15 protein-coding genes are annotated in these 20,522 nt (G+C 68.5%); 9 read left to right on the plus strand and 6 right to left on the minus strand.

The genetic code is table 11. The annotated features are described in order from the left end of the window. Nucleotides 1–229: 229 nt before the first annotated feature. The 5 genes from ABD259_RS14920 to ABD259_RS14940 form a co-directional block, all read right to left on the minus strand. Entirely contained in the window at nucleotides 230–1,234 is a 1,005-nt protein-coding gene (locus tag ABD259_RS14920; protein WP_344102934.1) for a metal ABC transporter substrate-binding protein, read from the minus strand. Between the two features lie 116 nt (nucleotides 1,235–1,350). Beyond that, a complete protein-coding gene (locus tag ABD259_RS14925) occupies nucleotides 1,351–2,019 on the minus strand; it encodes a potassium channel family protein (protein WP_344102936.1) in 669 nt (222 codons plus the stop codon). Nucleotides 2,020–2,041: 22 nt separating this feature from the next. Further along, nucleotides 2,042–3,460 (minus strand): TrkH family potassium uptake protein, encoded by a 1,419-nt coding sequence (locus ABD259_RS14930; RefSeq protein ID WP_344102938.1) that lies wholly within the window; start codon nucleotides 3,458–3,460, stop codon nucleotides 2,042–2,044. A gap of 105 nt (nucleotides 3,461–3,565) precedes the next feature. Next, nucleotides 3,566–4,816: a Na+/H+ antiporter NhaA gene (nhaA, locus tag ABD259_RS14935; RefSeq protein WP_344102940.1), complete on the minus strand. Its 1,251-nt coding sequence runs from the start codon at nucleotides 4,814–4,816 to the stop codon at nucleotides 3,566–3,568. Nucleotides 4,817–5,100: 284 nt separating this feature from the next. Then, entirely contained in the window at nucleotides 5,101–6,018 is a 918-nt protein-coding gene (locus ABD259_RS14940; RefSeq protein WP_344102942.1) for a cation diffusion facilitator family transporter, read from the minus strand. Between the two features lie 124 nt (nucleotides 6,019–6,142). Here ABD259_RS14940 and cmtR point away from each other — a divergent pair, with 124 nt between their 5' ends. From cmtR to ABD259_RS14955, 3 genes are all read left to right on the plus strand, one after another. After that, nucleotides 6,143–6,490, plus strand: a complete 348-nt coding sequence (gene cmtR, locus ABD259_RS14945; RefSeq protein WP_344102944.1) for a Cd(II)/Pb(II)-sensing metalloregulatory transcriptional regulator CmtR — start codon at nucleotides 6,143–6,145, stop codon at nucleotides 6,488–6,490. Between the two features lie 552 nt (nucleotides 6,491–7,042). Beyond that, nucleotides 7,043–10,273: an efflux RND transporter permease subunit gene (locus tag ABD259_RS14950; protein ID WP_344162993.1), complete on the plus strand. Its 3,231-nt coding sequence runs from the start codon at nucleotides 7,043–7,045 to the stop codon at nucleotides 10,271–10,273. A gap of 189 nt (nucleotides 10,274–10,462) precedes the next feature. After that, nucleotides 10,463–10,618, plus strand: a complete 156-nt coding sequence (locus tag ABD259_RS14955; protein ID WP_344102948.1) for a hypothetical protein — start codon at nucleotides 10,463–10,465, stop codon at nucleotides 10,616–10,618. Between the two features lie 358 nt (nucleotides 10,619–10,976). On the opposite strand, the gene ABD259_RS14960 is transcribed toward ABD259_RS14955, so the two are convergent. Beyond that, the gene (locus tag ABD259_RS14960) at nucleotides 10,977–11,489 is read right to left on the minus strand and encodes an ATP-binding protein (RefSeq protein WP_344102950.1); all 513 of its coding nucleotides are present in this window, start codon (nucleotides 11,487–11,489) and stop codon (nucleotides 10,977–10,979) included. Between the two features lie 756 nt (nucleotides 11,490–12,245). Here ABD259_RS14960 and ABD259_RS14965 point away from each other — a divergent pair. The 6 genes from ABD259_RS14965 to ABD259_RS14990 all read left to right on the plus strand — a co-directional run bounded on the left by ABD259_RS14965 (nucleotide 12,246) and on the right by ABD259_RS14990 (nucleotide 20,445). Then, the gene (locus ABD259_RS14965; RefSeq protein WP_344162996.1) at nucleotides 12,246–14,297 is read left to right on the plus strand and encodes a PhoX family protein; all 2,052 of its coding nucleotides are present in this window, start codon (nucleotides 12,246–12,248) and stop codon (nucleotides 14,295–14,297) included. A gap of 220 nt (nucleotides 14,298–14,517) precedes the next feature. After that, nucleotides 14,518–15,597: an L-glyceraldehyde 3-phosphate reductase gene (gene mgrA / locus ABD259_RS14970; protein WP_344102955.1), complete on the plus strand. Its 1,080-nt coding sequence runs from the start codon at nucleotides 14,518–14,520 to the stop codon at nucleotides 15,595–15,597. Between the two features lie 105 nt (nucleotides 15,598–15,702). Then, nucleotides 15,703–16,296 (plus strand): Uma2 family endonuclease, encoded by a 594-nt coding sequence (locus ABD259_RS14975; protein ID WP_344162999.1) that lies wholly within the window; start codon nucleotides 15,703–15,705, stop codon nucleotides 16,294–16,296. Between the two features lie 25 nt (nucleotides 16,297–16,321). Then, nucleotides 16,322–17,779, plus strand: a complete 1,458-nt coding sequence (mftF, locus tag ABD259_RS14980; RefSeq protein ID WP_344102959.1) for a mycofactocin biosynthesis glycosyltransferase MftF — start codon at nucleotides 16,322–16,324, stop codon at nucleotides 17,777–17,779. Between the two features lie 119 nt (nucleotides 17,780–17,898). Then, entirely contained in the window at nucleotides 17,899–19,017 is a 1,119-nt protein-coding gene (locus ABD259_RS14985) for an NDMA-dependent alcohol dehydrogenase (protein ID WP_344102961.1), read from the plus strand. Nucleotides 19,018–19,461: 444 nt separating this feature from the next. Further along, the gene (locus ABD259_RS14990; RefSeq protein WP_344102963.1) at nucleotides 19,462–20,445 is read left to right on the plus strand and encodes an ABC transporter permease; all 984 of its coding nucleotides are present in this window, start codon (nucleotides 19,462–19,464) and stop codon (nucleotides 20,443–20,445) included. The last annotated feature ends 77 nt before the right edge of the window (nucleotides 20,446–20,522 follow it).

A 20,522-nucleotide genomic window follows, 5' to 3' on the forward strand; every position in this document is an offset into this window, starting at 1 on the left:
TCACTCTTCGTATGTGCGACAGCAGTCCAATGCCTGAGAATGCATTGGATTATGCACGTGCATTAGCACCGTACTTTGAACATGATAGCGAACGTGCACCCACCGCGCCGGTGTCTTTCGTGGTTTGTAGGCATGATGCAAGCGTCTGCAATTGCGTAGTTGGTAGTGCACAGAGCAGGCCCCGTCGCGGAAGCGACGGGGCCTGGGAGGCGCGGGGGCTGGTGGGGGCTCAGGAGCAGCCGAGTCCCTTCGAAATCGCCTTCAGGTTGGCGCGCATGACCGACGGATAGTCGTCCCCAGGCGACTGGTCGGTGATGCCCTCGATGGGGTCGAGCACGGCGGTCGTCGCGCCCGTCTCGGAGGCGATGGTCTCGGCGACGGCGGGGCTGGCCAGGGTCTCGGTGAAGACCGTGGTGATCCCCTTGTCCTGCACCAGGTCGGCGACCTCGGCGATCCGGGCCGGGGACGGCTCGGTCTCCGGGTCGAGCCCGCTGATGCCGACCTGGCGGAGGTCGTAGCGGTGGGCCAGGTAGCCGAACGCGGTGTGGTTGGTCAGTAGATCGCGGCTCTCGCACTCGGCGAGGCCGGCGGAGTACTCGTCGTCGATAGCGTCGAGTTCCGAGCCGACCTTCTCGGCGTTGGCCGTGTAGGCGTCGGCGTGGTCCGGGTCGACCTCGGCCAACCGCTTGGCCAAGCCGGTGGCGGCCTCGGCCATCAGCTGGGGGTCCTGCCACATGTGCGGGTCGGTGTCGCCGTGGTCGTGACCGTCGCCCGACTCCTCACCGTGGCCGTGCTCCTCGCCGCCCTCGTGCCCGTCGTCATGCTCGTGGTCGTGGCCCTCGTCCGCACCGGCCGCGACATCGGCGGGGAGGAGCTTGACCAGGTCGCCGACGTCCAACAGGCGCTCACTGGGCTGCTGCTCTAGAGCGTCGTCGATCGCGGGCTGCAGTCCGTGGACGTAGAAGCTGATATCCGCGTCGTTGATCTCGCGGATCTGCGGCGGGCTCAGCTCCAGATCGTGCGGCTCTGTGCCGGGCTCGGTCAGGTTGGTGACCTCGACGCGGTCGCCGCCGACCTGGGTGGCCAGCCACTCCAGCGGGTAGACGCCGGTGATCACACTGACCGCGTCCCCGTCTCCGCCGTTCCCGCCGCCGGACGCGGTGCCGCATCCGGCAGCGATCGCACTGATCGCAACGCCCGCCGCGACACGCGCGGCCACTCTCCCTGATCGCATGTCCTCTATGATGAGGAAAATGAAAATGATTGTCAATTTATCCGGGCGTAACGGACATCTCAGGCGGTAAGGCGGCATGGCCGGATCCCCGACCGGACATCGGACGCCCGCGGGGCTCAGCTGATCTCGGCGAACCGCTCCACGTCGTTGGTCTTACCTGCGATCACGATGACGTCGCCCTTCTGCGGGACGGTGTCGGCGGTCGCGTAGGTGAACTGCTCCCCGTGCCGCTTGATGCAGACCACGGTGATGCCGTGCTTGGACCGGATCCCGGACTCCCCCAACCTGATCCCGATCAGCTCCCGAGGGGCGCGCGTCTTGCCGAGCGCGAAGTCCTCCTCCAACTCCACGAAGTCCAGCATGCGCCCGGACACCAGGTGGGCGACGCGCTCACCCATGTCGTGCTCGGGCAACACCACGTGGTGGGCGCCGATTTGCTGCAGGATGCGCCCGTGCCGACGGCTGACCGCTTTGGCCCAGATGTGCGGCACGCCCATGTCGACCAGGAGCGAGGTGGCCAGAATGCTCTCCTCCAGGTGGGTACCGATCGCGACCACGGCCCGGGTGAACTCCTGCGCGCCGATCTGGCGCAGAGCCTCGTCGTCGGTGGCGTCGGCGACCACGGTGTGGGTCAGGGAGTCGGCGTAAGCCTGGACCAGCCGCGGGCTGGAGTCCATACCGAGGACCTCCCAGCCGTGCGCCACCAGCTCCAGGGCCAGGGAACTGCCGAACCGGCCCAATCCGATGACGAGCACCCGCTTGTCATTGGTCTTGCTCCGCTGCACTTGCTTACTCCTCAGGGTCGTCTCAACCAATGACCGGCCGCGATTCGGCCAGGTCGTAGCGGCGGGTCCGCTCGCGCAGCGCCAGGGCCGAGGCGAACGTGACGGGCCCGATCCGGCCGGCGATCATCAGCACGATCAGCAGCGTCTGTGCCGCCGGATGCAACTCGGGGGTGATCCCCGTGGACAATCCGACCACCCCGGAAGCGGACACTACCTCGAAAAGTGTCTCGGTGAGCTCGAACGGGGTGGTGACAAGCAGGACAACGGTGGAGACGACCACCACGGTCATCGAGAGGAACGTCAGGCTCAGCGCCTGGCTGATCGCCGCGCTGGACAGGCGCCGCCCGAAGACGTGGACCTGGGGGTGGCCGCGGACCTCCGTCCAGACCACCAGGAACAGCACCGCGAGCGTGGCCACCTTGATTCCGCCGGCCGTGCCGGCGCTCCCGCCGCCGACGAACATCAGCATGATGATGACCAGCAGTGTGGCCTGGTCCATGGCGCCGACGTCGGTGACGTTGAACCCGCCACTGCGCGGCATGATCCCGTGGAATGTGCCGTTGACGAGCTTGGTCTCCCAGCCCATCGGACCCAGCGTCGCGGGGTTCGTCCACTCCAGCGCGGTCACGACGATGGCGCCCGCGGCGAAGAGGAGCAACGTGGTGACGATGGTGAGCTTGGCGTGCAGGGTCCAGGTGCGCGGCGTGCGGAAGTGGCGTCGCAACTCCAGTAGCACGGGAAATCCCAGCCCGCCCAGGATGGTCGCCAGGGCGATGGGGAAGAGAATGAAGGGGTCGCCGGAGTAGCGGGTCAGGCTGTCGTCTAAGAGGGAGAGGCCCGCGTTGTTGAAGCCCGACACCGCGTGGAAAACACCGTGGTAAAGGGCCCCGGCGGCGGAGACGTCCTGGGTGAACCAGATCCGCGGGACGATGATCACGGCGACCACACCCTCGCAGAAGAGACTCGCCGCCACGATCCGGGTGACGATTCCGCGCACGTCGCCGACGCTGAGGCTGCGCGTCTCGGCTTGGGCGCTGAGCTGCATGCGCAGCCCGAACCGGCGGATCACCACCGCTCCCAGCATGGACGCCAGGACCATGATGCCGATACCGCCGATCTGGATCAGCACCAAAACCACGAGCTGGCCGAACAGGGAGAGGTCCGACCCCAGGGAGATGACCGACAGACCGCAGACCGCCAGCGCCGTCGTGGAGGTGAACAGCGCCTCGACGACGGTCAGCCGCACGCCGTCGGCGTGGGCGGCGGGGAGCAGGAGCAGCCCGGCCCCGGTCAGGTCGACGATGACGAAAAGCGTTACGAAGATCCGAGCGGGGCGGCCCCACGGGGCCCGGGGGATGTCCTGCGCGGCGTCCTCCCTCCGGAGCCGCGGGCGGAGGCGCGGAAGCATGCTGCCAAGGGCGGCCAGGGGGCTCATGCGCATGGTTCGTCCGCTATGTCGTCGTCAACGGTGATCAAAGGCGATAATCCCATGAGTGGGCGCGGCCGAGGGCACTACGGCGCGCCGAGCACCCGCGTCCATGGGGCGCTACCCGGTGGTCTGCCCGTTGGGCGCCTCCGCCTCGGCGCTTGCCGGACCGGTCTTCCGGTAGTGGACGTTGCGCACCGAGAGCACGATGGAGGCGAGGACCGTGGCGGTGAGCGACGCGAACAGTACGCCGCCCTTGGCGTCGCTCATCATCTGCGGGGCGCCGGGGAACGACAGCTCGCTGATGAGCAGGGAGACGGTGAACCCGATCCCGGCGAGCATGGACATCCCGATGATGTCGATCCACCTCAGCGACGGGTTGAGTTCGGCGCGGGTGAGCTTGGTGGTGACCCAGGCGCCGCCGGAGATGCCGACCAGCTTTCCCACGACCAGACCCAGGACGACGCCGAGCGCGGCGGAGTCGGAGAACAGCGTGCCGAACCCGGTGAAGACGACACCGGCCGACATCAGCGCGAAGAACGGCAGCACCAGGCTGGAGGACCAGGGGCGGATGATGTGCTCCACGCGCTCGCTGGGGGAGGTCGACTCGTGCGGAAGTGGCGAGGTGCGCATGAGCAGGCCCATGGCGACACCCGCGATGGTGGCGTGCACGCCGCTGGCGTGCATGAGCGTCCAGATCGCGGCCGCGAGCGGGACGTAGATGAGCCAGTTGGGGACGGGTGAGCGGTCCAGGGCGCGGGCGAGCCCGCGGCCGTTCTGCAGGTAGCCGAAGACGGCGAGCAGGACGAAGGCGGCCACCAGGGGCACGAACGAAATGTCGCTGGTGTAGAAGATGGCGATGACGACGATGGCGCCGAGGTCGTCGACGATGGCGAGCGTCAACAGGAAGGTGCGCAGCGCCGGGGGCAGGTACCGGCCCACCACCGCGAGGATCGCGACGGCGAAGGCGATGTCGGTGGCCATGGGGATGCCCCAGCCCTTGATCGCCGGGCCCTGGCCGATGTTGACGGCCGCGTAGATCAGCGCCGGAACCACCATGCCGCAGATGGCCGCGACGATGGGCAGCATCGCGCGCCGGGGATTGCGCAGCTCGCCGTGGATGAACTCCTGCTTGAGCTCGTTTCCGACGATGAAGAAGAAGATCGCCAGCAGGGCGTCGGAGGCCCATGCCTCGACCGACAGGCGGAGATGGAGGGGCTCGGGCCCGAAGGTGAAGGTGCGGACGGCCTCGTAGCCGTCGCGCCATGGGGAGTTGGCCCACAAGAGGGCGACGACCGCTCCCGCTATGAGCAGGAAACCGCTGACGACATCGGATCGAAGCAGATCGACGATATGGCGGCGTTCGGTCATCCGCGCTTCCCCCAGGCAGCAGTCGGGGCCGGTCGTCCCGGCCGGCGTCCCGGCACGCTTCAGCGCGCCGGCGGAAATGAAAAAGGGGGGCCTCGTCACAGGCTCACACGAGCCCAATGGGAGACTATGCCACTCGCCCGACCGGTATGTCGATCTGTTACCTGTTCATGGCAGGTTGCGGGGAGTTTCGGCGCGCCTTCCCGATTCCGTCGCGTTCGGTCCTCCCCGGACACCGGGATTCGGGGGTCGGGGAGGACCGTTCGTCGGTGGCCCCTCCGGTGGGCTCACACGTGTGTGGCGCCCTCGTGATCGTAATGGCCCTCGGGTTCCAACTGGAGGGTCGAGTGGTCCACGTCGAAATGGCCGGACAGGCAGTTGTGCAGGTCGTCGAGGATCCGGCCGGAGTCGGCGAGCCGCTCCTCCTCCACCACCACGTGCGCCGACAGCACCGGGATACCCGAGGTGATGGTCCAGGCGTGCAGGTCGTGGACGTCGAGGACGCCGGGCTGGCGCAGCAGGTGCTCGCGGACCTCGGTGAGGTCCATGCCACGGGGTGTCGCCTCCAAGAGCACATGGACGGCCTCTCTCATCAGGTTCCACGCGCGCGGGACGATGACCAGCGCGATGAGCAGCGACACGATGGAGTCGGTGCGCTCCCACCCGGTGAGCCAGATGATGGCACCGGCGGCGATGACCCCGACGGAGGCCAGGGCGTCGCCCATGACCTCCAGATAGGCGCCGCGGACGTTGAGGCTCTCCTTCTGGCCGGAGCGCAGCATGAACAGCGCGATGATGTTCATGACCAGGCTGAACGCGGCGACGGCCATGACGCCGAGACCGGCCACCGGGCGCGGGTTGGCCAGCCGGTCGATCGCCTCGATGACGATGAACGTGCACAGGCCCATCAGCACCAGGGCGTTGATGGCTGCGGCCAGGACCTCGGCCCGCTGGAAGCCGAACGTGCGCTTCAGGGACGGCGGGCGGGCGGCGATCCAGACCGCCACCAGTGCCAGCGAGACGCCGAAGGAGTCGGCGACGGTGTGGCCCGCGTCGGCGAGCAGTGCCAGGCTCCCGGTGGTCAGCGCCCCGATGACCTGGATGACGGCGACGAACAGCATCATCACCAGAACGATGCTCAGTCGACCGCGGTTGGCGGCTCCTGCGGTGACCTGCCCGTGCCCGTGGCCGTGCCCGTGGCCCATACGGAACTCCTCCTACACCAGGCGCGGCCGCGTCGCCCCATAATCCCGGCGACACGCCCATACGTAACTATTCAGTCGAAACTGTTTATACAGTCTAGACTGTCAATACAGCAAGTGCTGTAAAATGGTTTTCATGTTGACCCCCGAGCAGCGACTCTCCGCAATTCAGCGCCTGGGCCGCGCCCTGGCCGACCCCACCCGCTGTCGGCTCCTGCTGGCCCTGCTGGATGGTCCCGGCTACCCGGCGCAGCTCGCCGAGCACCTGGGTCTTACCCGGCAGAATGTCTCCAACCACCTCGCCTGCCTGCGGGAATGCGGGTTGGTCTCGACCACCGCCCGCGGTCGCCAGGTGAGCTACGAACTCATCGACGCTGCTCTCGCGCACGCGCTCAACGACCTGCTGAGCGTGGTGTGGGGGGTGGCCGAGGAGCACGTACCTCCGGGCGAGGACGTGCCCATCGAGGTTGGTTGACCCGGCGTCTCGCCCCCCGCGACCCGCGCTGTGCCCGCATCGGCGGTGCCCGGAGCCGCGGTTCCCCGCGTTATCCCCGCCGTTTCCACCATGGACGGAAGTACCGGGCCGGGGCCACCCGATCCTCCGCGCCTGTGGACAGTCGGTGCGGCCCCCGCGTCGGCCCCGCCCTTTCGTCCGCGACGGCCATCCGCGCGCTCTCCTCTCCCCGGCTTTCTGCGCCCCGCTCAGGGATCCGTCAGGGGAATCCCCTGACCCAACACTGACAAATCCCTGAGATGTGCCTGATGTCGTGCTTCGCGACATATTCCTGGGACATACCGCCAAGTAACGTGTGACTCGCGTGCCCGGCCTGTCCCGCGTGCGCCGATCACCGTCGATGGCCGCCGGGACCCACGAACATCCATCGCTCGTCGCAGCGATGCCGAACGCAATGCGAGAACCCTTCCGAGGAGCGTCAGCACCCATGTCAACTCTGTTCCGGCGCCATCCCGGCGAGCGCGCTTCGACCTGTTATCTGGTCGGCGCACGGCCGATGAGCGGGGGATGCTCATGAACCGCCTAGCGAAGCTCTCTCTGCGCAACCGGGCACTCATCCTCCTCATCACGCTGTCGGCGATGGTGTTCGGAGCGATCGCCACGGTGTCCACCAAGCGCGAGCTGATGCCGTCCATGGAACTGCCCATGGTGGTGGTGAGCGCGCAGTACGAGGGCGCCTCGCCCCAGGTGGTGGAGAACGAGGTCGCCACCCCGCTGGAGCAGGCCGTCAAGGGTGTCAGCGGCATCACCAAGTACACCTCGACCTCCAGTAACGGTTCCGCGCAGGTCGTCGCCGAGTTCGACTACGGAGACGACAGCCAGGACGTCATCCGGTCCACCCAGCAGGCGGTTGACCAGGTCAAGTCGGCGCTGCCGGACGGTGTCGAACCGGCCGTCCGGTCGTTCAGCTTCGACGACTTCCCCGTGGTGATGCTGGCGGCGGGAGCGGGCGACGGCGACGAGCAGGCACTCGCCGAGCCACTGCAGGAGCAGGTCGTCCCCGAACTGGAATCGATCGACGGCGTGCGCGCCGCCACCGTCACGGGGGTGCGCGACTCCACGGTCACCGTCACCCCGGACGAGGACGAGCTGAAGGACGCGGGCCTGTCGGCCGGCGACCTCACCAACGCCCTGAAGACCAGCGGCCTGCTCACGCCCGGCGGGAACATCACCGAGGGCGACCGCACGCTGACCGTCACCACCGGCGGCAAGCTGGAGTCGCTCAAGGACGTCGAGAACATCTGGCTGATGCCCGGGACCGGCGGGGCACCCGCCGCGGCGGCAGCCGCGCCCGCGGCCGGAGCGTCCGCGGCGCAGGCCGAGCCGGTCCAGCTGAAGGACGTCGCCGACGTCAAGCTCGTAGCCGACGAGGCCACCAGCATCACCCGCACTGACGGCAAGCCCAGCCTCGGCGTCATGATCACCAAGACGCCCGAGGGCAACACCGTCGAGATCTCCGACGCCGTCAAGAACAAGCTCGACGACCTCACTCCGCTGCTCGGCGACGACGCCGACATCAGCGTCGTGTGGGACCAGGCGCCCTACATCAACCAGTCGATCCTGGCGATGGCCGAGGAGGGCATGCTCGGCCTGGCCTTCGCGATCGTCATCATCCTGGCCTTCCTGCTCTCCGTCCGCTCCACCCTGGTGTCGGCGGTGTCCATCCCGGTCTCGCTGCTCGTCGCGATGATCGGCATGCAGGCGTTCGGCTTCTCGCTGAACATCCTCACCCTGGGCGCCCTGACGGTCTCCATCGGCCGCGTCGTGGACGACTCCATCGTGGTGCTGGAGAACATCAAACGGCACATCGGCTACGGCGAGGAGAAGCACACCGCGGTGTTCAACGGCGTGCGGGAGGTCGCGACCGCGATCACCTCCTCCACGCTCACGACGATCGCCGTGTTCCTGCCGATCGGCTTCGTCGGCGGCATGGTCGGCGAACTGTTCCGGCCGTTCGCCCTCACCGTCAGCCTCGCCCTCGCGGCATCCCTGCTGGTGTCGCTGACCATCGTCCCGGTGCTCGCCTACTGGTTCATGCGGCCGCGCACCGTGCCGCCGGAGGAGCTGGAGCGGATCAAGGCCGAGGAGCACCAGCGCGAGCTGCGCTCCCCGCTGCAGCGCGCCTACCTGCCGGTCATCCGCTGGTCGACCCGGCACCGCATCCTCACCCTGGCCGCCTCGCTGCTCATCCTGGTGGGCACGTTCGGTCTGGCCTTCAGCCCGCTGCTGAAGACCGACTTCCTCGGCGACGACGGCCAGAACACCTACAACGCCACCCAGGACCTGCCCCAGGGCACCTCGCTCGGCGAGGCCGACAAGGAGGCCGAGAAGGTCGAGCGCACGCTCAAGGGCCTCTCGTACGTCGAGTCCTACCAGGTGTCCATCGGCGGCGGTGGCGGCATGGGCCCGATGATGGGCGGCGGTGCCGGAACCACGCAGTACACCATCACCACCGACCCCGACGGCGACCAGGCCGAGTACAAGGAGAAGCTGCGCACCGCGCTGGACGACATCGACACCGACTCCGACGTCGTGCTCGCCGACAGCACCGGCGGGGGCAGCTCGGCACTGGAGGTCCAGGTCAAGGCCGACGACCGGGCGACGCTGGAGAAAGCCGCGGGGATGGTCGAGGACGCCGTCCGCGACATTCCCGGCGCCGACGACGTCGAGAACAGCATCGCCGCTGCGCAGCCCGCGCTGGAGGTCAAGGTCGACGGTGAGAAGGCCGCCGACAAGGGTCTGACCGAGGGCCAGGTCGGACAGGCCGTCTCGGACGCTTTCCGGGGTTCCAAGGTCGGCACCGCGACCATCGACGACGTGCAGCGCGACCTGGTCGTGCGCGTCGAGGAAGCGCCCAGCAGCGTCAGCGACCTGGAGAAGCTCAAGATCGCGACGCCCACCGGCGGTGAGATCGACCTCTCCGACGTCGCCAAGGTGGAAGAGGTCAAGCAGGCGCCCGAGCTGTCCCGTACGGACGGCGTGCGCAGCGCGACCATCTCCGCCTCGCCGACCGCCGACGACCTCGGCAAGGTCACCCAGAAGCTGACCAAGGCCGTGGACGACCTCGACCTGCCTGACGGCGCCACCGCCTCCATCGGCGGCGTCAGCTCCGACCAGGCCGAGGCGTTCGCCCAGCTCGGCATCGCCATGCTGGCCGCCATCGTGATCGTCTTCCTGATCATGGTCGCGACCTTCAAGAGCCTGATCCAGCCGGTCATCCTGCTCGTGTCGATCCCGTTCGCGGCGACCGGCTCCCTCGGCCTGCTGGTGCTCACCGGGACCGCGCTGGGGCTCCCCGCGCTGATCGGTCTGCTGATGCTCATCGGTGTCGTGGTCACCAACGCGATCGTCCTGATCGACCTGATCAACCAGTACCGAGACGAGGGCATGGAACTGCGCGAGGCGGTCGTCGAGGGTTCCCGGCACCGGCTGCGCCCGATCCTGATGACGGCGCTGGCCACCATCGGCGCCCTCACCCCGATGGCGCTCGGCATCACCGGCGGCGGGGCGTTCGTCTCACAGCCGCTGGCGATCGTGGTCATCGGTGGCCTGGTCACCTCCACGCTGCTCACGCTGATCCTCGTCCCGGTGCTCTACACCATGGCCGAGGGCCGCAAGGAGCGGCGCGTCCAGCGCAAGCAGGCCAAGCGGGAGGCGGAACTCGCCGCCCAGCGCGCCGCGTCCGCTGAGCGACAGGAGAAGGAGGCCGCCGAGGCCCAGGCCGATGTGAGCGGCCAGGCCTGAGACGCACACCGCTGAGGCGCGCCCATCGGGCGCGCCTCAACGCGGCGGAGGTCGGGACGCGGGTGAACACCGCGCCCCGACCTCCGTTTTTTCCCTTTTCTTGGTTCCCGCGAAGACTACCCGTTGCGCGACACGCAACGCTGTCGCGCAGATTTGTGATCGGCCCCGCATAGGCGGCAAGCTGCCCTTATGCAGAGGGAGAACCTGGAACCGGAACTCGACGAGCTCGTCCGCGAGGAACTCGGCGAGGAACCGTCACAAGAGGCCAAGGACTACGCACGCGAGCTGTACGAGAAGTACCGGCTGCCACAGCCCGCGGAACCGTCCGAGGAGGAGGACACATAGTGCTCGGGCGCTCGCCCGGATTCACGTCGACGGTGTCGCACCGAAGACATCACTGACAGCGGGGTCGTTCCGCACCCGGAGGCCCCGCTACGTCTTTACGCCTCACCGCCCCGTAGGCGCCGACGCGCCGCCCCCACACCAGCCACATCATCGTCAAATTCCGCCGCTGACCTCGGGAGACCGGGCCTGGCCTACGACACCACGGACGTGTGCCAGGCCCGCTCTCCGTCGGCCCTTGGCAGCGGCGGCTGCGCTCACTCGGCGGCTCGCACCTGGGGTTGGTGGTCGTGCTCGCCTTCTCGTTCGGCTCCGCCGCCCCAGCGGTTCGGCCTTCGGCCCTTGGCAGCGGCGGCTGCGCTCACTCGGCGGCTCGCACTTCCGTGAGCTCACAGCTGTCCCACACCAACTCAAACCACACCATCCGCCCCAGCCCGTCGCGTCGGGGCTCGGTGCCCCACTTGGCCGCCAGCGCCTCGACCAGGTCCAGGCCGCGCCCGTGCTCACTGGTGTCGTAGGGATCGGAGTGCTGCGCGCGGGGCTGCTCCGCGCTCCCCAAGTCGCGCACCTCCACCCGTGCCCAGCCAGGCGCCCGGTGGACCGTGATCTCGAACTTTCCCCCGGCCGCGCCGGACGCGCTATGGGTGAGGGCGTTGGTGGCGAGCTCACTGGTGAGCAGGGTCGCGGTGGTCAGCTCCGGGCACGGCGCCAGGAGCCGTTCGACGAAGCGGCGGGCGTGTTTGATCTGGTTAGCCAGTCCTGGGAACCGGCGCCGGGTGAGTAAGGCCGCGTCGGGCGACGCCTCCGGGTCGGGCGGGGGCGTGCGGCGGGTGGGAGGGGCCGTGCCCTCGTACGGAATGGGGCGCTCTTCCATGGATTTCGCCGGACGTAGATACGGATGGGTGGAAATGCCACCCGGGGGAGGGGCGGCGGTCGGGCACGTCGGTCCTGACGTCGGCCCGCCTAGGGAGCCGTCACGCATCCACTCCGCGGCGGTGCGCTGCGATATCAGGCCGGGGACGTACCACGAAGACGTGTTGTCGGTGCGGTCCCCCTCCACGTGTCCGGGCCGGTACGTCCGGTCCCGGCATGCGGGGACCGGGGGAGGGTCGCGGTCGGAAGGCGGTGTACGTGGATGGGCGTGGCCGATGGTTCCCGCGAACGGAAACATCCGGTCCACGCACAGAATACGCGGGTTGACTTCTGGTGATCCAGGTGGGGGTGGTATGTCCCGCAAGGGACTTTCGGCTGTTGTTGCTGAATGGATATGGTCAGTTGCCGAGCGCTGATATTCGACCGCCGCGGCGTGGCCGGATTCGGCCGACCGATCGGATGCGTGATGATCGGCCCCAGAGGAGGCCCCCAAAGGCGCGGCTCTTCGGCCGACGGCCTGCAGCGGGAGGTGGATGCGTGCGGAGGGAATTGGCAGCGCATTCACCCCGGATTCATCGTCCCGAGTGGCTTGTCCGCCAATGTCATGAGCGGGTTGTGCGGGGATTGTCCCCATTCGACCCGATAGTCCGGACGGCCCCCGCCCGTCCGACCACATGTCCGACCACCTGTCCCGCCGATGCCGCCGTCCCCCGCGTCGGTCGGATCGCCATCCCCGTACGTGTGTCTAGGAGGACCCGTGCCAGAATCCGCGCCTCGTCGTCGCCTGCTGCCTCTCCTCGGCCAGGTCGGCGGCGGGAGATCTCGGGCGACCTGTCGATTCCGCTGCGGTGACGCGTGCTTCCACGAAGCTCCCAACACCAGCGGTAACGCGTATTTCGGCGACATCTTCACCGCGGCGCTCTCGCGTCGGAACGCGCTTCGGGCGGGCGCGGTCGGCGCCGGTGCCTCGGCCCTGGGGCTGGGGGGCCTCGGCCCCGCCTACGCCGACCCGAAGCGCGAACGGGGAAGCAAGAACCCCCGGCTCCGGTTCAAGAGCGTCGCGCCCAACACCGACGACAAGGTCACCGTTCCCCACGGCTACGACCACAACGTCGTCGTCCGGTGGGGCGACCCGGTCCTGCCCGACGCACCCGAGTTCGACTTCGAGAACCAGACCGCGGCGGCCCAGGAGAAGCAGTTCGGGTACAACTGCGACTACGTCGGCTTCCGCCAGCTGGACGCCGACCGCGGCCTGCTCTGGGTGAACCACGAGTACACCAACGAGACGCTGATGTTCGCCGGGTACACCGACGGCAACGACGCCGACCTGGAGCAGATCCTGGTCTCCATGGCCGCCCATGGGGGTTCCATCGTCGAGATCGAGCGGATCAAGGGCACCGGCGCCTGGCGGCTCGCCACCGGCGAGCGCCCCTTCAACCGCCGCATCACCGCGAAGACCCGCATGGAGCTCACCGGCCCGGCCGCCGGGGACGCGCTGCTGCGCACCGAGGGCGACCCCACGGGCACCGAGGTCTTCGGGATGCTCAACAACTGCTCCGGTGGGATGACGCCCTGGGGCACCATCCTCACCTGCGAGGAGAACTTCAACCAGTACTTCGTGGGCGGTGAGGACGCCCCGGCCGAGGCCAAGCCGGCGCTCAAGCGCTACGGCATCAAGGTCTCCGGCGACACCCGCAAGGGCAACCGCCGCTTCGACCGCGCCGAGCAGCGCTTCGACCTCTCTCGGCACCCCAACGAAGCCAACCGGTTCGGCTACGTCGTCGAGATCGACCCGACCGACCCCACCTCCACGCCGCGCAAGCGCACCATGCTCGGCCGCGTCAAGCACGAGGCCGCCAACACCCGGCTCACCCGGGACGGCCGCGTGGCCGTCTACATGGGTGACGACGAGCGGTTCGACTACATCTACAAGTTCGTCAGCGACAAGGAGTACCGGAAGGGCTCCCGGCGGCACAACAGCACGCTGCTGGACTCCGGCACGCTCTACGTGGCCAAGCTGACCGGCAACAGCCCCGCCGACGAGATCGACGGCTCCGGGCAGCTCCCCTCCGACGGCGCGTTCGACGGGTCCGGCGAGTGGATCGCACTCTGCAACGCCAGCGAGAGCTTCGTCGAGGGCTTCACCGTCGCCGAGGTCCTGGTGCACACCCGACTGGCGGCCGACGCCGCCGGGGCCACCAAGATGGACCGCCCCGAGGACATCGAGCCCAGCCCGGTCACCGGCAAGGTGTACGTGGCGCTGACCAACAACACCTCGCGCGAGCCCGGCCAGGCCGACGAGCCCAACCCGCGGGGACCCAACAAGTTCGGGCACGTTCTGGAGATCATCGAGAACGGCGACGACGCGGGCGCGGAGACGTTCGCCTGGAACGTCCCTCTCGTCTGCGGCGACCCCGAGGACGAGAGCACCTACTACGCCGGGTTCGACAAGTCCAAGGTCGCGGCGATCTCGGCGCCGGACAACCTCACCTTTGACGACCAGGGCAACTTGTGGATCGCCACGGACGGCCAGGGCTCGAAATTCGGCACCAACGACCAGCTGTGCGCCGTGCCGGTGGAGGGGCGTTTCCGCGGGGAGCTGCGGACCTTCGCCACCTCGCCGGTGGGGGCCGAGACTTGCGGCCCCTTCATCACTGAGGACAACCTGACGGTGTTCATGGCGCCGCAGCACCCTGGTGAGGACGGCACGGTCGGGTCGCCGCAGAGCACCTGGCCCGACCACCAGGGCTACCCGCGCCCCTCGGTCATCTCGATCTGGCACACCCGCGGCAAGAGGGTCGGCCACTAACCGCTCCACCGGCCGCTGGGACGGCAGCAGGACCGCGGTGACCCGGTCGGCACCGGGGGCGGGGCGCTGGGGCGCCCCGCCCTTTTTCGTTGATCTTGGCGATATGGACCTCATACTCGCCGGCTCGCCGGTATTCGGTCGATATCGCCAAGATCAACGGAGGACGGGAGGGGTGGGAGCACTGTGCGGGCGTATGGGGCCTGGTGGGAGGATGGTGGGCATGGTGCGAGAAGCAGACGTTCCCCGAATCGACGTTCCGAGCGCGGGCGTCTTCCAGGCCGAGGCCGATCGCTACGACGGCCGGATGGCCTACCGCCGCAGCGGTCGGAGCGGGCTGGACCTGCCCGAGATCTCCCTGGGGCTGTGGCAGAACTTCGGTGACAACAAGCCGCTGGCCACGCAGCGGGCGGTGCTGCGCCGCGCGTTCGACCTCGGGGTCACCCACTTCGACCTGGCCAACAACTACGGCCCGCCGCCCGGCTCGGCCGAGCTCAACTTCGGCCGGATCCTCCGCGAGGACTTCCGCGCCTACCGCGACGAGCTGGTCATCTCCACCAAGGCCGGGTACCAGATGTGGCCCGGCCCTTACGGCAGCGGCGGCGGTTCCCGCAAGTACCTGCTCGCCAGCCTCGACCAGTCGCTGGCGCGGATGGGCCTCGACCACGTCGACATCTTCTACAGCCACTGCGCCGACCCCACGACCCCGCTCGAAGAGACGATGTCGGCCCTGGACACCGCCGTGAAGTCGGGCAAGGCGCTGTACGCGGGCATCTCCTCCTACTCCGCCGAGCGCACCGCCGAGGCCGCGGCGATCCTCCGCGAGATGGGCACCCCGCTGCTGATCCACCAGCCCTCCTACTCGATGGTCAACCGGTGGATCGAGGACCAGAACCTCCTCGATGTCCTGGAACGCGAGGGCGTCGGCTGCATCGTCTTCTCCCCGCTGGCCCAAGGCCTGCTGACCGACCGCTACCTGCACGGCGTCCCCGAGGACTCCCGCCTGCGCACCGGCAAGGCCTTCAAGCCGGACTGGCTGACCGACGAGACCCTGAACCGCGTCCGCGCCCTCAACGACATCGCCCACCGCCGCGGCCAGTCCCTGGCTCAACTCGCCATCAGCTGGGCACTCCGCGATAACCGAGTGACATCGGCCCTCATCGGCGCCAGCAGCGTCGAACAACTGGAAGCCAACGTCGCAGCGGTCCGCGGCCCGCGCCTCACGGAGGACGAGCTGACCGAGATCGACAAGTACGCGGTCGACCTCGGCGTCAACATCTGGCAGCGCTCAAGCGACAGCTGAACGGTGGCGCGGACGGTGTCCCTGGATGACGGCCGAAACATGCGAAGTCCCGTCGGCCAGCCGCCTTTCCGTCCTAGCGTGGTCTTCCGTTAGGGAGGGAAGGCCATGCCTGTGGAACCGCGAGAGTTGCCGACAGTCGGTGAGAAGGACGATATGCGCCAGCTGGCGTGGCGGCTCGATGTCGCCGAGGGCCTGCGGGTGGAGGTCCTCGGCGGGGCCGCCATGGTGTCGCCGTTACCGCCGCCCAGGCACCATCTCATCGGGAATCGGATCTATGACCAGGTGAACCGGCAACTCAAGGGTCCACGCCGCGCAACGCCGTACGGACCCGGGATCGCCCCCGACGTGGAACACGGCGACTACGCGATTCCCGACCTGACGGTGGTCCCCACCGCTCGGTTGTACGAGGACACGGAGCTGGTTTCCGCGTCCGCCGTAGATCTTGTGGCGGAGGTCGTCTCCCCGCAAAACGCGCGCAGGGACACCCTGCTGCTTCCTGGGATCTACGCCGAGTGGGGAATCCCCGTCTACCTGCTCGTCGATCCGCGGACCGGAGAGATCACTGTCTTCACCGGGCCGGAGAACGGTACTTATGTCCACAGGGAACGCTTCACGTTCGGCGAGCAGGTCAGGCTGCCAACGTCGCTGGACTCGACCGTGCTGAGCAGCGCAGAGTTCCCCCGCTACGGTAAGAACTGAGGGCCCGGTGCCGTCGCCCGCGTCCGTGCCTCTGCCGGAAAGTGTCGGAGTCTTCCTTGATCGCGGAATCCGGGTCATCGAGTCGGGGCGGGTGCTGATCGGTGGTTCGCCCACGCGGGTGATCCGGCTATCAGCGGCGGGGGCGCGGGCGGTGGGGCGGTGGCGGAAGGGTGACCTTCCCCGCGGGTGGGCGGAACGGGTCCTCGCACGGCGGCTGGTGGCCGCGGGAGTGGCCCACCCCTGCGTCGATCCCCTGACGCGGCCGCCGGGCGGTGTCACTGTCGTCATCCCGGTCCGAGACCGACAACGGGAACTGAGGCGGTTGCTGGCCGCTCTCGACGCGACCGACCCAGGTACGCCGGTCATCGTGGTGGACGACGCCTCGGCCGCGCCTGAGGCGACCGGGAACATCAGCCAGCGCTTCGGCGCCGAGGTCGTCTACCGGACCGAGCGGGGAGGTGCCGCGGCGGCACGCAACACCGGGCTGGAGCGGTGCGACACGGCGTTCGTCGCTTTCATCGATTCCGACTGCGTACCCGAGCCGGGCTGGCTGGACCGGACGCTCGCGCACCTCGCCGACCCCGTGGTCGCGGCGGCCGCCCCCCGGATTCTGGCGCTCGACAGCGGTGACGACGGAGCGCTCGCCCGCTTTGAGGCCGCCCGTTCGCCCCTGGACATGGGGCCGGACCCGGCGAGCGTCGGCCCCGGTGGCCCGGTCTCCTATGTCCCCTCCGCCGCCTTGGTCGTCCGCCGCGAGGCCTGCCCCGGTGGGTTCGATGCGGACATGCCGGTGGGAGAGGACGTCGACCTGGTCTGGCGGCTCACCGACGCGGGATGGGCGGTGCGCTATGAGCCCACCGCGACCGTCCGGCACGACCACCGGCTGCGGCTCGGGGCACTGCTCGCCCGCCGCTTCGACTACGGCACCTCGGCCGGGCCGCTGGCCGCTCGGCACGGCGACCGGGTGGCACCCGCCGTCATCTCGCCGTGGAGCGCCGCCATCCTCGGTCTGATGCTGGCCGGACGGCCAGCTGCGGCCGCCGCCCTGACGGTCACGGCGATCGGCCTGCTGGCTCGCAGGTTGTCCGGGATCCGGTCGCCGGTGCCGGAAGCGGCACGGATGGTCGGCCTCGGCACGCTCGGCTCGGCGCGGGGGATGCTCTTCGCGATGGGACGCGTCTGGACTCCAGCGGTTCTGGCGGCGGTCGTCCTGACCGCCGTCCGCTCGCCGCGTGCTGCCGCGCTGGCCGGCGGCGCGCTGGCCCTTCCGCACGTCGTGGAGTGGCGGCGGTGCCGACCCGCTCTGGATCCCGCACGCTGGACAGGGGTCGGCCTGACCGCCGACGCAGCCTATGCCGCCGGAGTGTGGCGCGGCGCCATCCGCGAACGCACCCTCGTGCCTCTCCTCCCACGCCTCAGTACAGCGCTGCCACGTCCCCACTCGGACACGACGGGCGGATCGCCGCGATCCACACCCGCATAATAGGGCTGTTGACACTCCCCGAACCCCGGTGGTGCACTGAAATCCGGCCTGCTGAACCGGCACTTGCCTGGCGCGACGCTGCTCATCTCGTCCTTCCGTAGGGAAAGGCCCTCCTCACGATGATGAAGACTCACGCCGCCGCCCTGACCAAGCAGCCGGGACGCTGGGAGGTCATCGAGGTCGATCTCGCGCCTCCCCAGGTGGGGGAGGTTCTAGTCCGGTTCAAGGCCGCCGGGCTGTGCCATTCCGACGAACACGCCGCCACCGGCGACATGCCGATCGGCCGTACCCCCTTCATCGGCGGCCACGAGGGCGCCGGCGTCGTCGAGGAGGTCGGCCCGGGGGTCACCCGGTTCGCTGTGGGCGACAGGGTGGCCACGAAGTTCGTGCCGAGCTGCGGGTTCTGCGCCTCCTGCTACGCGGGCAATATGAACCTGTGCGACCTCGGCATGTACGCACTTGCCGGGTGCATGCCCGACGGCACCTACCGCGCCTCCTACAAGGGCGAGGACGTCGCCCAGATGACCATGGTCGGCACGTTCGCCCAGCGCGCCGTCGCCTCCGAGTACTCTCTGGTCAAGATCCCCGACGACGTTTCCTACGAGGTCGCCGCCCTGGTGAGCTGCGGGGTGGCCACCGGTTGGGGGTCGGCGGAGAACGGCGCGCAGGTCACCCATGGCGACACCGTCATCGTGATGGGGGTCGGAGGTGTCGGCATCAACGCGGTGCAGGGCGCGGCCGCGCGCGGCGCGGCGTGCGTGATCGCCGTCGATCCGGTGGAGTTCAAGCGGGAGCAGGCGCTGCTCTTCGGCGCCACACACGCGTTCGCCGACATCGGCGATGCGGCCGACTTCGCGCGGCTGGTCACCAATGGCCAGGGAGCCGACTCCGCGATCGTCTGCGTGGGCGTCACCACGGGCGACCATGTGGCGCAGGCCTTTTCGGCGATCGCCAAGCGGTCCACGGTGGTGGTTACCGGCATCGGTGACTCCAGCGCGGCCGGGCTCCCGGTGAACCTCTGGGAGCTGTCGATGATGGAGAAGCGGATCCAGGGCGTCCTGTTCGGCATGGGCAATCCCGGGGCCGAGGTGCCGCGCCTCCTGGAGATGTACAAGGCGGGGCGGCTCCGGCTCGATGAGCTGGTCACGCGTCGGTACTCCCTGGGCGAGATCAACACGGGATATCAGGATATGTACGACGGCAAGAACATCCGCGGAGTCATCGTGCACGAGGAATAAGTACGATTTTTTCCGCGTCTCGCGGGTTTGTCTGAAACGGCGGGTTAGACGCATATTCCGGAACGGAAATCATGGTCGCGTGCGGGGTTGCGACCAGAACGGTAAACTCTCGGCAATGAACTATCTACCCGCTGTTAATGCCCCTTGTGGGACGCGTGCGAAGTGGCGGAACTCCGTTCCCGTTGCGCTTTCTTGATGTCTCAGTGACCGTCCGGTGTCTAGAAATGTCCCAAACTCGGGTGAATTCGGATCACGGACCGTGACCCCGATTTGTGTACGTTTCGGTTGCCGTCGGGAGCTGATCCTTGCCGGTGGCGCGGGACGCAGGCCTCATGTGCGCAGGAGCGTGAGACCGTCGTGCCCCAGTCGCCGAGGTTCGCCGGACGGACACCGCAAGCGTTTGGCAGGCGAACCGCTCAGGGCGATTAGTGGGGGAGGCCCCAATTGGGGATGTTCCTGGTCAGGCGATTGGTCAACTATGTGGTGTTGATCTTTCTGGCGTCCTCCTTCGCCTACCTCCTCGCGGCCACCACGCTCGACCCCCGCAGCAACTTCGAGCAGCTGCAGCCCAAGCCCAGCCAGCAGGCCATCGAACGCGAGCTCAACGACCTCAACCTGAACGACCGGACCCCCCTCGTCCAGCGCTACGCCACCTGGGTCGGCGGCCTCGCTCAGGGCGACTTCGGCCAGACCATCCAGGGCGACAGCGTCAACGAGGCCGTCGCCCGCAAGGCCGGGGTCACGCTCCGGCTGATCGTGGCCGGCACCATCATCGGCTGCACAGTCGGCGTCGCGATGGGCGCCTACGCGGCGGTCCGCCAGTACCGGGGATTCGACAAGGTCGCCACGGTCCTCGCCTTCTTCGTTCTGGCGATTCCCACCGTCGTCATCGCGGTCACCCTGCAGGTACTCGCCGTCCACATCAACGACCTGCTCGGCTTCTCGTTCTTCCAGTACGGAGGCGAATACACCGCCGATCTGCAGGGCGGATTCTGGGTCAGGTTCGGCGACCGCGTCCAGCACGCCATTCTTCCCACCCTGACCCTGGCGCTGACCCTATTCGCGGCGTTCAGCCGCTACCAGCGCAATATGATGCTTGACGTGCTCAGCGCCGACTTCGTGCGCACCGCGATGGCCAAGGGACTCACCCGCAAGGCCGCGCTGCTCAAGCACGCGCTCCGCACCGCGATGATCCCGACGATCACGTATTTCACCTTCACGTTCGGCATTCTGCTGGCCGGAGCGACATTCACCGAGAAGATCTACGGCTGGCACGGTATGGGGGCCTGGGTCGTGGACTCCATCGCCACCAATGACGTGCACTCAGTCGCCGCGGTCACCTGTTTCATGGCCGTGTGCGTCATGGCGGCCTCCTTCCTCTCCGACATCCTCTACGCGTGGCTGGACCCGCGGGTCCGGGTGAGCTGAGTATGGATCTCGCCATCGACCTCGCCCCGCGCGGCGTGCCCGCCCGCCTCGGCGGCCTCGGCACGCCGTCGTCCCGG

The sequence above is a fragment of the Nocardiopsis rhodophaea genome (assembly GCF_039530945.1).
In the GTDB taxonomy this organism is placed as follows: Bacteria; Actinomycetota; Actinomycetes; order Streptosporangiales; family Streptosporangiaceae; genus Nocardiopsis_C; species Nocardiopsis_C rhodophaea.

Excerpts from the sequence above, each read along its gene's own strand:
- ABD259_RS14940 (WP_344102942.1), bottom strand. The coding sequence starts at position 6,018 with ATGGGCCACGGGCACGGCCACGGGCACGGGCAGGTCACCGCAGGAGCC.
- ABD259_RS14930 (WP_344102938.1), bottom strand. The coding sequence starts at position 3,460 with ATGCGCATGAGCCCCCTGGCCGCCCTTGGCAGCATGCTTCCGCGCCTC.
- ABD259_RS14985 (WP_344102961.1), top strand. The coding sequence starts at position 17,899 with ATGATGAAGACTCACGCCGCCGCCCTGACCAAGCAGCCGGGACGCTGG.
- mgrA (WP_344102955.1), top strand. The coding sequence starts at position 14,518 with ATGGTGCGAGAAGCAGACGTTCCCCGAATCGACGTTCCGAGCGCGGGC.
- ABD259_RS14950 (WP_344162993.1), top strand. The coding sequence starts at position 7,043 with ATGAACCGCCTAGCGAAGCTCTCTCTGCGCAACCGGGCACTCATCCTC.
- ABD259_RS14920 (WP_344102934.1), bottom strand. The coding sequence starts at position 1,234 with ATGCGATCAGGGAGAGTGGCCGCGCGTGTCGCGGCGGGCGTTGCGATC.
- nhaA (WP_344102940.1), bottom strand. The coding sequence starts at position 4,816 with ATGACCGAACGCCGCCATATCGTCGATCTGCTTCGATCCGATGTCGTC.
- ABD259_RS14955 (WP_344102948.1), top strand. The coding sequence starts at position 10,463 with ATGCAGAGGGAGAACCTGGAACCGGAACTCGACGAGCTCGTCCGCGAG.
- cmtR (WP_344102944.1), top strand. The coding sequence starts at position 6,143 with ATGGTTTTCATGTTGACCCCCGAGCAGCGACTCTCCGCAATTCAGCGC.
- ABD259_RS14960 (WP_344102950.1), bottom strand. The coding sequence starts at position 11,489 with ATGGAAGAGCGCCCCATTCCGTACGAGGGCACGGCCCCTCCCACCCGC.
- ABD259_RS14975 (WP_344162999.1), top strand. The coding sequence starts at position 15,703 with ATGCCTGTGGAACCGCGAGAGTTGCCGACAGTCGGTGAGAAGGACGAT.